The 12,525-nt window shown below is 72.0% G+C and carries 12 protein-coding genes; 2 read left to right on the top strand and 10 right to left on the bottom strand.

The window, feature by feature from the left end:
* Window positions 1-403: 403 nt before the first annotated feature.
* From IF19_RS0123130 to IF19_RS0123120, 3 genes are all read right to left on the bottom strand, one after another.
* Complete coding sequence (locus tag IF19_RS0123130) at window positions 404-4,414, bottom strand: AAA family ATPase (RefSeq protein WP_030277563.1); 4,011 nt, start codon at window positions 4,412-4,414, stop codon at window positions 404-406.
* Window positions 4,415-4,751: 337 nt separating this feature from the next.
* On the bottom strand, window positions 4,752-4,964 hold the full coding sequence (locus IF19_RS0123125) for a hypothetical protein (RefSeq protein ID WP_030117724.1): 213 nt from the start codon (window positions 4,962-4,964) through the stop codon (window positions 4,752-4,754).
* 436 nt (window positions 4,965-5,400) lie between these two features.
* Complete coding sequence (locus tag IF19_RS0123120; RefSeq protein WP_030117723.1) at window positions 5,401-5,682, bottom strand: acylphosphatase; 282 nt, start codon at window positions 5,680-5,682, stop codon at window positions 5,401-5,403.
* Window positions 5,683-5,912: 230 nt separating this feature from the next.
* Here IF19_RS0123120 and IF19_RS0123115 point away from each other — a divergent pair, with 230 nt between their 5' ends.
* Both IF19_RS0123115 and IF19_RS0123110 read left to right on the top strand, forming a co-directional pair.
* Window positions 5,913-6,893 (top strand): CAP domain-containing protein, encoded by a 981-nt coding sequence (locus IF19_RS0123115; protein WP_030117722.1) that lies wholly within the window; start codon window positions 5,913-5,915, stop codon window positions 6,891-6,893.
* Window positions 6,894-6,978: 85 nt separating this feature from the next.
* A complete protein-coding gene (locus IF19_RS0123110; RefSeq protein WP_030117721.1) occupies window positions 6,979-7,371 on the top strand; it encodes a winged helix-turn-helix transcriptional regulator in 393 nt (130 codons plus the stop codon).
* Here the strand turns inward: IF19_RS0123110 and mutM are convergent.
* The 7 genes from mutM to rsmD all read right to left on the bottom strand — a co-directional run bounded on the left by mutM (window position 7,344) and on the right by rsmD (window position 12,514).
* Complete coding sequence (mutM, locus tag IF19_RS0123105) at window positions 7,344-8,204, bottom strand: bifunctional DNA-formamidopyrimidine glycosylase/DNA-(apurinic or apyrimidinic site) lyase (RefSeq protein WP_030117720.1); 861 nt, start codon at window positions 8,202-8,204, stop codon at window positions 7,344-7,346. The genes IF19_RS0123110 and mutM overlap by 28 nt on opposite strands.
* 133 nt (window positions 8,205-8,337) lie before the next feature.
* Window positions 8,338-9,162, bottom strand: a complete 825-nt coding sequence (gene rnc / locus IF19_RS0123100) for a ribonuclease III (protein ID WP_030197549.1) — start codon at window positions 9,160-9,162, stop codon at window positions 8,338-8,340.
* Window positions 9,163-9,181: 19 nt separating this feature from the next.
* A complete protein-coding gene (rpmF, locus tag IF19_RS0123095; RefSeq protein WP_003965982.1) occupies window positions 9,182-9,355 on the bottom strand; it encodes a 50S ribosomal protein L32 in 174 nt (57 codons plus the stop codon).
* Window positions 9,356-9,357: 2 nt separating this feature from the next.
* The gene (locus tag IF19_RS0123090; RefSeq protein WP_050490988.1) at window positions 9,358-9,969 is read right to left on the bottom strand and encodes a YceD family protein; all 612 of its coding nucleotides are present in this window, start codon (window positions 9,967-9,969) and stop codon (window positions 9,358-9,360) included.
* Window positions 9,970-10,194: 225 nt separating this feature from the next.
* Window positions 10,195-11,307 carry a F0F1 ATP synthase subunit B gene (locus IF19_RS0123085; protein ID WP_030117716.1) on the bottom strand — a complete coding sequence of 371 codons (1,113 nt, stop codon included), beginning with the start codon at window positions 11,305-11,307 and terminating at the stop codon, window positions 10,195-10,197.
* A 116-nt stretch (window positions 11,308-11,423) separates the two neighbouring features.
* Window positions 11,424-11,903 carry a pantetheine-phosphate adenylyltransferase gene (gene coaD, locus IF19_RS0123080; RefSeq protein WP_170757444.1) on the bottom strand — a complete coding sequence of 160 codons (480 nt, stop codon included), beginning with the start codon at window positions 11,901-11,903 and terminating at the stop codon, window positions 11,424-11,426.
* A gap of 26 nt (window positions 11,904-11,929) precedes the next feature.
* Window positions 11,930-12,514, bottom strand: a complete 585-nt coding sequence (gene rsmD / locus IF19_RS0123075) for a 16S rRNA (guanine(966)-N(2))-methyltransferase RsmD (RefSeq protein ID WP_030121783.1) — start codon at window positions 12,512-12,514, stop codon at window positions 11,930-11,932.
* Between the last annotated feature and the right edge of the window lie 11 nt (window positions 12,515-12,525).

Here is a 12,525-nt window from a genome sequence, read left to right as displayed (position 1 = left end):
GCCTTCCCAGTGGCGCACACCATCCGGTCCACCACCACTTGAAGGTCGAATCGACTTCGCAGAGGTTATGCGTTCACAAGTTGAAGCTGAACAGCGGGTCTCTGCCCGCCTACCCAGGAGTCGGCGATACGTGCCGTGGACTTCTGATGATCCGGTGAAAAGTCAGCGCCGGGGGGGCGGGCCACCGCGGCGGCCGGTGCGGACCTGCGGTCGGTGCGGACCTGCGGCTGGTCGGCGCCGGCTTCCGGCCGGGGACAGCGCAGACGCCGGCTTCCGGCAGGTGGTCGGCGCGCTCCTTTCCGGCCGGAAGGGGTCAGCGCGGCCGCCGACTTCCGGCCGGGGGTCAGCGCAGCCGGCGGCTTCCGGCCGGGGGTCAGCGTAGGCGCCGGCTTCCGGCCGGGGGTCAGCGCAGCCGCTGGCTGATGACCTTCGAGACCCCGTCGCCCTGCATGGACACGCCGTACAGCGCGTCGGCGACCTCCATCGTGCGCTTCTGGTGGGTGATGACGATCAGCTGGGAGCTCTCCTGGAGTTCCTCCATGATCCGGATCAGCCGCTGCAGGTTGGTGTCGTCGAGGGCGGCCTCGACCTCGTCCATCACGTAGAACGGGCTGGGCCGGGCCTTGAAGATCGAGACCAGCAGCGCCACCGCCGTCAGGGACCGCTCGCCGCCCGACAGCAGGGAGAGCCGCTTCACCTTCTTGCCCGGCGGACGCGCCTCCACGTCCACGCCGGTGGTGAGCATGTTGTCCGGGTCGGTCAGGACGAGCCGCCCCTCGCCGCCCGGGAAGAGGCGCGAGAAGACGCCCTCGAACTGCCGGGCGGTGTCGTGGTACGCCTCCGTGAAGACCTGCTCGACCCGCTCGTCGACCTCCTTGATCACCTGGAGCAGATCGGCCCGGGTCTTCTTCAGGTCTTCAAGCTGCTCGGACAGGAACTTGTGCCGTTCCTCCAGCGCCGAGAACTCCTCCAGGGCGAGCGGATTCACCTTCCCGAGTTGCTGGTACGCCCGTTCGGCGGACCGCAGCCGCTTCTCCTGCTCGGGCCGCCGGTAGGGCTTCGGCTGGTTGCGCGGGTCCTCCGGGTCCTCGGGCAGCACCTCGCCCTCCGCGGCGGGCGACGGCGGCACGAGCTGGTCCGGCCCGTACTCGGCGACCAGCCCGGCCGGCTCCACGCCCAGCTCCTCCAGGGCCTTCGTCTCCACCTGCTCGATCCGCAGCCGCTTCTCCGCCCCCAGCACCTCGCCCCGGTGGACCGAGTCGGTGAGCTTGTCCAGGTCGCCCTTGAGCCCCCGCCCCCGGTCGCGTTCGACGGCCAGGTCGCGCTCGCGTTCGCCCTTCGCCGCCTCGGCCGCTGTCCGCTCCTGGTCGGCCCGTACGAGGGACACCTCCACGTGCGCCAGGAGCTGACGGGCGCCCGATGCGACGGCGGAGGCGACCTCGGCCTCGTACCGCAGCCGGGCCCGGCGCCGCTCGGCACGGGCGCGCGCCTCCCGTTCGGCGCGGGCGGCCCGGTCCAGCCCGTCGGCCCGCCCGGCCAGCGCCTTGACCCGCTCCTCGTGCGTACGGGCCTGGAGCCGGGCCTCCATCTCGGTCTGGCGGGCGTTGGCCCCGTCGGCGGCGAGCCGGTCCCGTACGGACGTGTCGGGCTCCTCGTCGGCGGGGGCCTCCTCGGCGACCAGCAGCCGCTCCGCCAGCTCCTCGGCCTCTTCCGTCGCCCGCTCCAGGGCCTCTTGGGCGCGGGCGGCGGAGGCGGTCATGCGCGCGGCCTCCCCTGCCGCCCCCCGGGCCTGCCCGGCGAGCCGCCCGAGCTGCTGGGCGAAGCCGGACTTCTCCCGGTCGGCCGCCCGGCGGCGCTCCCCCAGCTCCTCGACGAGCGCGGTCTGCTCCGTACGCCGCTGCCCCGCCAGCCGCTGGGCCTCCGCCAGCTCCTCGCACCGCACGGCGAGGGCGTCCAGTTCGGCGGCGGCCTCGTCGACGGACGCCTGCACCTCCAGGAGGCTGGGCGCTCCGGCCGACCCGCCGTGCGCGAAGTGGGCGGAGAGCACGTCCCCGTCGGCGGTCACCGCGGTCAGCCCGGGGTGCGCGGCGACCAGCGCCTCGGCGTCCTCCAGGGTCGGGACGACAACCGTGTCCGGTACGAGACGGCGTACGGCCCCGACGAGCGCGGCGGGCCCGCGCACCAGGCCGGCGACGGCGGGTGCGGCGAGGGCGGTGGCCGTGGTGGCGGTGGCGATCCCGATCCCGAGACGTGTGGCGGAAGCGGTCACGTCGGGGGCGCCGCCCTGGCCGGGCAGTACGGCCGCCCCGGCGCCCGCTGCGGACGAGGCCCCTTCTCGTACGGGCACCTGTTCCCCGGGCTGCTCCGGTACGGGGCGGGGCCGGTAGTCCGAAGGCGTCGCGGCGCGTCCGGGCGCCTCCGCACCGGGGGCGGGTACGGCGGGCGCGGCGTGCTCCGTGGGCGCGGGCACCTCCGAGCCAGGGCCGGGCGCCACGGCGGGCGCGGACGACTCCGCAGGCGCGGAAGGACCGGCAGGCGCGGACGACTCCGCAGGCGCGGAAGGACCGGCGGGCGCGGACGACTCCGCAGGCGCGGAAGGACCGGCAGGCGCGGACGACTCCGCAGGCGCGGGAGGGCCGGCGGGCGCGGGCACCTCCGCGCCCGGGGCGTCCGCGACGGTCGGGCCGTCGGTCACCGCGCCGCCCAGCAGCATGGCCGCACGCCCCGCGTCCCGCTCGCGCAGCAGCCGGATCGCGGCGGCGGCCGTGGCCGGGTCCGTGACGGCGACCGCGTCCGCCGCCGCGCCGAGGGCGGCGGCGACCGGGACCTCGTAGCCGGGCTCGACGGTGAGCAGTTCGGCGGCCGGGCCGAGGAGTCCGGCGAGCCGGTCCCGGGCCCCGAGCAGCGCGCCGGTGCCGTCCTTGCGGCGCAGCCCCAGGGCCAGCGCCTCGTGCCGGGCCGCCACCGCCGCACGCCGGCGCTCGGCGGCGGTGGCCTCCTCGCGGGCCTCGCTGTGCGCCGAACGCGCCTCGGCCAGCGCCTCCTTGGCGGCCTCGTGGCGGGCGGCCAGCTCCTCGTCGCCCGCGTCGAGCCCATCCACCTCCGCCTTGAGCCGCTCGTACTCCTCCTGGGCGCTCGCCGCCCGCTCCCGCGCCTCGTCGCGGGCGGCGGCCAGCCGGTCGATCTCCGCCTGCGCCGAACCGGCCCGGCTGCGGGCCGCGTTGACCTGGCCGTTCAGCCGGGCGAGTCCCTCGCGGCGGTCGGCGATGGCGCGGGCGACGTCCTTGAGACGGCGTTCCTCGACGGCCAGTTCGCGTTCCAGGTCGGCGCGGTGGGCGACGGTGTCCTCCAGCGCGTGCTCCGCCGCCTCCAGGGCCGCCGTCAGCTCCGCCTCCTGCTCGCGGATCCGGGCCGCCTCACGCTCCATGTCCTCGGGGTCGCGGCCCCGACGTTCCTCGGTGGGGGCCTCGGACGCGCTGCGGACCCGGGCGTCGGCCAGCGAGACCGTGCCCCGGACCCGCTCGGCCAGTTGCGACAGCTCGTACCAGGTCTGCTGGGCACGCTGGAGCCGGGGCGCGAGGCGGCGCACCTCGCCCTCCAGCTCGGCCTCGCGGGCGAGCGCGGTCCGCAGCTCGGCCTCCGCCGCCTCCTTGCGCTTCTTCAGCTCCGCCTCGTCGGCGATCTCGTCGCGCAGCGCGTCCCGCAGGGTCACCAGGTCGTCCGCGAGGAGGCGGAGCCGGGCGTCGCGGAGGTCGGCCTGGATGACGGCGGCCCGGCGGGCGACGGCGGCCTGCCGGCCGAGCGGCTTGAGCTGGCGGCGCAGTTCGTCGGTGAGGTCCTGTACGCGGGCCAGGTTGGCGCCCATCGCGTCCAGCTTCCGGACCGCCTTCTCCTTCCGCTTGCGGTGCTTGAGCACACCCGCGGCCTCCTCGATGAAGGCCCGGCGGCCCATCGGGTCGGCGTGCAGCACGGAGTCCAACTGGCCCTGGCCGACGATGACGTGCATCTCGCGGCCGATGCCGGAGTCGGAGAGGAGTTCCTGGATGTCCAGCAGCCGGCAGGTGTCGCCGTTGATCTGGTACTCGCTGCCGCCATTGCGGAACATGATCCGCGTGATCGTCACTTCGGCGTACTCGATGGGCAGTGCGCCGTCGGAATTGTCGATGGTCAGCGACACTTCGGCGCGACCGAGCGGAGGCCGCCCGGTCGTCCCGGCAAAGATCACGTCTTCCATCTTGCCGCCGCGCAGGGATTTCGCACCCTGCTCCCCCATGACCCAGGAGAGCGCGTCCACCACATTGGACTTTCCCGATCCATTGGGGCCGACGACGCAGGTGATCCCCGGTTCGAACCGCAGGGTGGTGGCGGACGCGAACGATTTGAAACCACGCAGGGTCAGGACCTTGAGGTGCACGCCGCCGGACTCTACCTTTCCCTCTCGGTTTCGCTGATGAAGGTGCAGGGCACATCAGACGGTAAGCGAAGGCCGGTACGTCCGGGGGTGGGGGCCCGACAAAGAAAAAGGGACGCCGAAGCGTCCCTGTGAATCTTGCCGGTGGGTCCGCGCCGGTGTTCACGCGGATTCGGCGGTGGTCCTGCGGGACGCATCGCCGGAAGACCGGACGACGGCATCCCCGGCGCTGCGGGGACCCCGGTGTCCGGGGGCGGCGATCCGTGACGCAGGACGGATCAGAGATGTTCCGAGGCTACTGAGCGTGCCCGGCCCGACCGGCCCCGAAGGGGCCTCGCGGTCAGGTCAGCGCAGGCTCGCCCTGGGGTACGTCGATGTCGATGCTGTCGAGCAGCGACTCCTGGTGCTGAGCGGCGGCGTTGAGCGCGTCGTTCTCGCTCTGGATCCGGGTGAGCTCGGATTCCAGGTCCTGGACGCGCTGCTGGAGCCGTCGCATCTCGGCGAGGAGTCGCGGGTCGGAACCGCCGACGTAACCGAGAAGCGCCTTTGCCATGATGGATGGTCCTCCACAATGAGTGACCGACCGATGCGGTGTGGGTCGTCAGGGGGTCGCACCCGCGGAGCTCGGCAGGGCATGGTCACCACTGCGGTTCTGCTGCTGACAGCTCCACCGAACAGCTAAGGTGCGCGGGGTTTTCAGCGTCTCACCAAAAAGTTTGACGGTCAACACGATCACACCCTGTGGGCCCGGGTGTCCCGGGGGCGCGCGGCCGGACGATCATGCGGCGCGGCTCTCCTGCGGGACCCCGAGGGGTGTGCGGATCTTCGTCGATCCCGCAGCCTTGCACGACACGCGGAATCTGGCAACCATCCATCGCCGACGCTCCCGTCGCAGGTCACTTCGGGTGCGCGGTTCGGGCCGGCGACACCGTGACGGTGGGGAGCGGACCGGCAGGCGGGCGGAGCGGCAGGGGCGCGGCCCGGCCGTATCAGCGGATGACGAAACCGTCGTAGCCGCCGCGCGGGGTGTCCCAGATCTCAGTGACTCCGTCCACGCGTCCGGGTGTGTCGTCGGACCGCAGCCACTCCAGCAGACGGTGGCAATTGTCACGTGGCCCCTCGGCCACGATCTGCACCCGGCCGTCGTCGAGATTGAGGGCGAACCCGATGAGCCCGCCGATCTCCAGGGCATTTGCCCTGGTGAACCAGCGGAACCCTACTTGCTGTACTCGGCCGCGTACCCACACGACGAGACGCGCTTCTTCATCCATGCCCGAACGCTAACCGGCCCATTACGCGTGAAGCACGTCGGCCCCATTCCCCATCGGCTACAGTCCCGTCGCAGCAGCCTCACTCGATCGGGTGAGTATCGGACGGAGATCGCCGGAAAGTCGATCAAGCGGGACGCGATCCGCGAACGGCCGAATTCGATCAATGGGCGGCAACAGGGGGAATCGATCGACGCCGTCAGGGCGTCCGAAGCACGAGGAAGGCACAGCGCATGGGACGCCATCGACGATCCGCCGCAGGCCCCGCCGCTGACGAACCGGCGTCCGGCACCGCATCCCGCGAACCGGCGGCCGGCGCCGCGTCCCGGCACCGGGGCACGCGCCGGAAGAAGTCCTCCGTGCCGATCCGCACCGGACTCCTCGGCGTCTCGGCCGCTGTGGCCGTCGGCGCGGTCGCGGTCGCCTCGGGACTGCTTCCCGGCGGCGACTCCTCCTCCGGCAACACCACCGCCTCCGACCAGGTGCGCTCCGGCGGCGCCGCCCCCGATCTGCTGACGCAGGGCGGCAGCTCCACCGCGCCCGCCGACCGGTCCACCGCCCCCACCAGCCGGGGCAGCGAGCGTCCGGAGGCGCCGGGCAAGGCGCCGTCCAAGAGCGCGGCTCCCTCCGCGAGCCCGTCGAAGACCTCCGCGAAGTCGGCCTCGCCGTCCGAAACAGCCTCGGAGAAGCCGGTCGGCACTCCGTCCCGGACGTCCGAGAAGGCCAAGGCGCCCACCGCCCCGAAGACGAGCAGGCCCCCGGCGAGCAAGGCGCCGGCCCCGACGAAGACCTCCGCCGCCCCGACGCCGACCAAGAAGCCGATGCCCTCCCCGACCGATGCCTCCGCACGCTCGGAAGTCCTGGCCCTGGTGAACCAGGAGCGCGCCAAGGTCGGCTGCTCCCCGCTCTCCACCAGCGCCCCGCTGACCTCGCTCGCCCAGAACTACAGCGAGGACATGGCGGCCCGCGGCTTCTTCGACCACACGGACCCGGACGGCGACACCCCCTGGGACCGCGCGGCGGAAGCGGGCATCCAGGGCCTCGGCGCGGAGAACATCGCCCGCGGCCAGTCCGACGCCCAGGCGGTGATGGACGCCTGGATGAACAGCGAGGGCCACCGCACGAACATTCTCAACTGCGACTACAAGACGATCGGCATCGGCATCCACGAGGGCTCGGGCGGCCCCTGGTGGGTCCAGAACTTCGGCTTCTGACCCCGCGGGGGCGCGCTCGACAGCAGCGCACGCTCCCGCACAGCGCTCCCCCTGGGCGAGCGCTGTGCGGGAGTAAGCTGGTGGTATGGCCGATACGGACAGCTTCGACAGGCTCGCGTTCGACGTGTTCTCCCGGGAGTGCCCCTCGCGTTCGACGCTGGAGCATGTCACCGGGCGGTGGGGCGGTCTGACGCTCGGCGCGCTGTACGAGGAGAGTCTGCGGTTCAACGAGCTGCGCCGGCGGGTCGACGGGGTCAGCGAGAAGATGCTCTCCCAGACCCTGCACGCCCTGGAGCGGGACGGGCTCGTCCTGCGGGAGGCGCAGCCGGTCAATCCGCCCCGGGTGGACTACGAGCTCACGCCGTTCGGCCGCGAGGTCGCGGAGAAGCTGCTCGGGCTGATCCACTGCGTCGAGGGGCGGATGGACGAGGTCCTGGCCGCTCGGTCCCGTTACGACGAGGCGCGCGGCGGGCGCTGACAGCGCGGGCAGAAGTAGCTGGAGCGGTTCATCCAGGCGCGGCGGCGCATCGGGGTGCCGCAGCGGTGGCAGGGCTCGCCTTCCCGGCCGTACGCGTCGAGCGACCGGTCGAAGTAGCCGGACTCCCCGTTCACGTTGACGTACAGGCTGTCGAAGCTGGTGCCGCCCTGGGCGAGCGCGGCGTTCATGACGTCGCGGGCGTGGCCGAGCAGTTCGGCCGACTTGGGGCGGGTCAGTGTCGCGGTCGGCCGGTCGTAGTGGAGCTTGGACCGCCAGAGCGCCTCGTCCGCGTAGATGTTGCCGACCCCGCTGATCAGCGACTGGTCGAGCAGGGCGCGCTTGACCGTCGTACGGCGCAGGCGCAGCGCGGTGTGGAACGCGGCGTCGTCGAAGAGCGGGTCGAGCGGGTCCCGGGCGATGTGTGCGATCGTGTCGGGCAGGCCGTCGGGGGTGTTGTCGTGCAGCGAGAGCCCGCCGAAGGTCCGCTGGTCGACGAAGCGCAGTTCCGTGCCGAGCGCGTCGTCGAACCGCATGCGGATCCGCAGGTGCTTCTCGTCGGGCGCGTCCGCCGGCTGCACCAGGAGCTGGCCGCTCATGCCGAGGTGGCCGAGCAGCGAGGCGGATGCCTCCTCGATCGGCAGCCAGAGGTACTTGCCGCGCCGCATCGCCGTACCGAAGCGGGCGCCGCGGAGCCGGGCAGCGAAGTCCGGGCCGCCCGCGAGGTGGCGGCGGACCGAGCGCGGGTGCAGGACCTCGACCTCGGTGACGGTACGGCCGCCGACCCAGCGTTCCAGGCCCCGGCGGACGACTTCGACCTCGGGCAGCTCGGGCACGGTGGACCACTCCAGACACGTCGACGGCAGTAGGGGCGGGGGCGGGAGCTGAGGCGCGGAGGCCGCGGCCGGCCGCTCCCGGGACAGGGAGAACCCCCCGGCGCGCGTGGCACCGAGGGGTTCCTCTGTCGCGTCAGGCCGGAGCGGCGTCCGTGCTCGGCGACGGTTCGGCAGGGGTGTCGGCGGCCCCTCCGTCGGCCGCGGACTTCTCCGCGGCCTGCCGTGCCTCTGCGGCGGCGCTGATCTCGCGCCAGGCGGACTCGGCCGCCTGCTGCTCCGCTTCCTTCTTGCTACGGCCGGTGCCGGTGCCGTACGAGACACCACCGACGCGGGCGGCAGCAGTGAAGGTCTTCTCGTGGTCCGGGCCGGTCTCCGTGACGATGTACTCGGGGACTCCGAGGCTCTCGCTCGCGGTGAGCTCCTGGAGGCTGGTCTTCCAGTCCAGGCCGGCACCGAGGTTGGAGGACCTGTCGATCAGCGGGTCGAAGAGCCGGTGGACCAGCTCCGAGGCCGCGCCGAGGCCCTGGTCGAGATAGACCGCGCCGATCACTGCTTCCAGTGTGTCGGCGAGGATGGACGCCTTGTCCCGGCCTCCCGTGCCCTCTTCACCGCGGCCGAGCCGGATGAAGGAGCCGAGTTCGAGGCCGCGGCCCACTTCCGCAAGCGCACGCGAGTTGACCACCGCGGCCCGCAACTTGGCCAGCTGGCCTTCGGGCAGGTCGGGGTGGGTGCGGTACAGCGTGTCCGTGACCACCAGGCCGAGCACCGAATCCCCGAGGAATTCGAGCCGCTCGTTGGTGGGCAGACCGCCGTTCTCGTACGCGTACGAACGGTGGGTCAGCGCACGCACCAGAAGGGCGGACTCGAGGTGATACCCGAGCCGCCCTTCCAGAAGCGTGTGGGACGAGGCTGTGTTGACGTTGTCTGCCTGCTTCTTGGCGCTGGACAACTCAGACATCGGGCCTCTCACCAGCCGCTCAGACCTCGAGGACCTGGCGTTTGTTGTAGGTGCCGCAGCTCGGGCACGCAATGTGCTGGAGCTTGGGCTCCTGGCAACGCTCGCACGAAACCAGGGTGGGGACCGCAGCCTTCCACTGCGACCGGCGGTGGCGCGTGTTGCTGCGCGACATCTTCCGCTTCGGAACAGCCACGGCTACTTCTCCTGCTTCTCGTCGACGCCAGGTTCGGCGCCGCCCATGTTGTCCTTCTCGCCGTCCTGAACGGTCTCGGCGAGTCCTTGCAGTGCCGCCCAACGGATGTCGACGGCGTCGTGGTGGTGATCGGGATTCTCGTCCAGCCTGATTCCGCACTCGGAACACAGACCGGCGCAGGTCTCCTTGCACACCGGCTGCATGGGCAGTGCGAGCACTACCGCGTCACGCAGCACTGACTCGAGGTCGAACAGGCCGTCCTCGAGAAAGAACATGTCCTCGTCGTCCTCGGCGTCGTCGGCCGGTTCCGCTGTGGGGCGGCCCCGGTCATCGGCGTCAGGGTACGAGAACATCTCCTGGAAGTCCGCGTCGACCTCTACGGTCAGCGGCTCCAGACACCTTACGCACTCCCCCTCGGCGGTGGCACGGGCGGTGCCTGTGACAAGCACCCCTTCCATGACCGATTCGAGGCGGAGGTCCAGCTCCACGGGCGCGCCTTCCGGTACGCCGATGACGCCGTCGATGCCCAGGACCGGTGAACCGGGTGCTTCCACCGAGCGGGACAGCCGCTTCATGGCACCGGGACGCCGGCCCAGCTCGTGCGTATCGAACACGAGGGGGTTGCGGTGGTCGAGGTGGCCGTTCAGGGCTTTTCCTGCTTTCGAATCATGGGTGTCGTACGGCGAGGGAGTGGCCGTCTGCGGTCCGGAGTCACATGGCCCCGATTCGTGGGCGAAACGGGCAGCCGGAACTGCGGATCCATGTGCGACCGAGGATTCAGGATACTTGACGGACCGCTGAGCACCCAATCGGGGCAGTCGGGCCGCGGGCCCCCTCGGTCAGCGGCCCTGCTCGTACCGGCGCAGCTGCTCCAGGTCGATCATGCTGGTGTCGAAGAGGCTGGTCTCGTCCAGCGCTCCACCGCCGTGCTGGTCGGACGCCTGGGACTGTTGGGGCTGAGGGGACTGCTGGGGCCAGCCGTAGTCGGGCTGCCCGGTCGGCTGGGGCGGGTAGCCGTTCGGGTCGTAGCCGCCCTGCTGCGGGTAGGCGGCGTACGGGTCGGGCTGCTGCTGGTAGCCGTACGCGTCCTGGACGCCCTGGTGGAGCGGCTGCTCCTGGTAGCCGTACGCCGGCTGCGCGTAGTCCGGCTCGGCCTGCGGCTGGGCCGGGTAGGCGGGCTGGGCGGGCGGCTGGGGCGCCTGCCGCGGTTCCGGGGTGGCGAGCTCGGCGAGGCCGGCGAGGTAGTCGGCGTCGCTGGTGTGGCCCTGGCTGCCCGCGGCGTCCTGGGCGGCGATGTGCGCGCCGAGGTCGTCGGTGGCGACCCGGCCGTGCAGCTTCTGCCGGCCGCGGCCGACCGCCTCCAGCGTCTTGGCGAGCACGGCCTCGAAGGCGCCGAACTTGGCGTCGACGTACGCGTCCGCCCGCTGCCGCAGGGTCTCCGGGTCGGCGCTGCGTTCGGGGGCCTCGGTGTAGTCAGGGTCCTCGTAGCCCTGCTCGTCGAGGCCCTGGCCGCGGCCGAGGAGCTTCTCGCGGCCCCGGTCCACGGAGCCGATGGTCTTGGTGAGGACGACCTCGAAGTTGGCGAGCTTGCTGTCGACGTAGTCGTCGGCCTCGGCCCGGACCTCGTCGGCCTCGCGGCGGGCCTCGGACAGGATCCGGTCGGCCTCGGCCTGGGACTGGCGGGCGACCTCGGTCTCGGAGATCAGCGTGGCGCGCTGGGCGTGGGCGGACTCGATGATCCGTCCGGCCTCCTGCCGGGCCTGCTCGGCGAACTGCTCCTGGCCGCCGAGCAGCTCCTGGGCCTGGGCGAGGGAGCCGGGCAGGGCCTGGCGCACCTCTTCCAGCATGGCGAGCAGCTCGGCGCGGTTGACCACGCACGAGGCCGACATGGGCATGGATCGGGCGGTCCCGACCGCTTCGACGATCTCGTCGAGCTTCTTCTGCACGTCCACCGTGTGCTCGCCACTCTCTGCTGCTCTGTTGAAGCTGCTGCTCCGTTGGAGACGGACGGGACGACTGTAAGGCCAGTCGGCCGCCGCCCGACACCGGGTGACGTCCCGTCAGCGGCTCAGCGCTCGCCGAGCCGCTTCACGAGGGCCGCGTGGACGGTAGGCGGCAGCAGGTGGGAGACGTCGCCTCCCCAGGTCGCCACCTCCTTGACCAGCGAGGACGACAGGAAGCTGTACGTCGGGTTGGTCGGCACGAAGAGCGTCTCGACGCCGGAGAGGCCGTTGTTCATCTGGGCCATCTGCAGCTCGTAGTCGAAGTCGCTGACGGCCCGCAGGCCCTTCACGATCGCCGGGATCTCCCGCTGCTTGCAGAAGTCGACCAGCAGGCCGTGGAAGGACTCGACCTCGACGTTGCCGAAGCCGGCGGTGACCTCGCGGATCAGCTCGATCCGCTCGTCCACGGTGAACAGCCCCTTCTTGGACTGGTTGATCATCACCGCGACGTGCACCACGTCGTACAGCTTCGAGGCTCGTCCGATGATGTCGAGATGTCCGTTGGTGATGGGGTCGAACGACCCCGGACAGACGGCGCGGCGCACTGTGATTCCCTCGCTCTCCGGTCCGGTCATCGTGCGTCTTCGCACGTAGCGGCGGCGCGACCGTACCAAAGCGTCCCTTCGCCGTAGCGACGGGAGCGCAGTGGCTCGAATCCGGCGGGCCAGCCGAATTCCCCGCCCCGCGTGCCGCGTTCCACGGTGACGAGCGCATCGTCGCCGATCCACCCCTGAGCACGGAGTGTGAGCAGGATCTCGCGAAGATCGTCGTCGGTGACGGCGTACGGCGGATCCAGGAAGACGATGTCGTACGGGTCGGCGGGGGCCGGTCCCGTCACGATCTGCTCCGCTCTGCCGGCCCGTACCTCGGCGCCGGGGAGGCCGAGGGTGCGGACGTTGTCGCGGACGGTCCGGACCGCCTTGGGGTCGGCCTCGACGAGCAGGGCGTGGGCGGCTCCCCGGGAGAGCGCTTCGAGGCCGACGGCCCCGGAGCCGGCGTAGAGGTCGGCGACCCGGACGTCCTCCAGCGTGCCGAGGAGCGCCTGCCAGGTGGAGAAGAGGCCCTCGCGCGCACGGTCGGAGGTGGGGCGGGTGCCGGTGCCGGGCGGGACGGCCAGGCGGCGTCCGCCGGCCGAGCCGGCGATCACGCGGGTCATGGGTGTGAGGT

It is taken from the genome of Streptomyces californicus (genome assembly GCF_000717645.1).
Classification (GTDB): Bacteria; Actinomycetota; Actinomycetes; order Streptomycetales; family Streptomycetaceae; genus Streptomyces; species Streptomyces californicus.
This window is presented reverse-complemented; position numbering and strand designations above follow the sequence as displayed.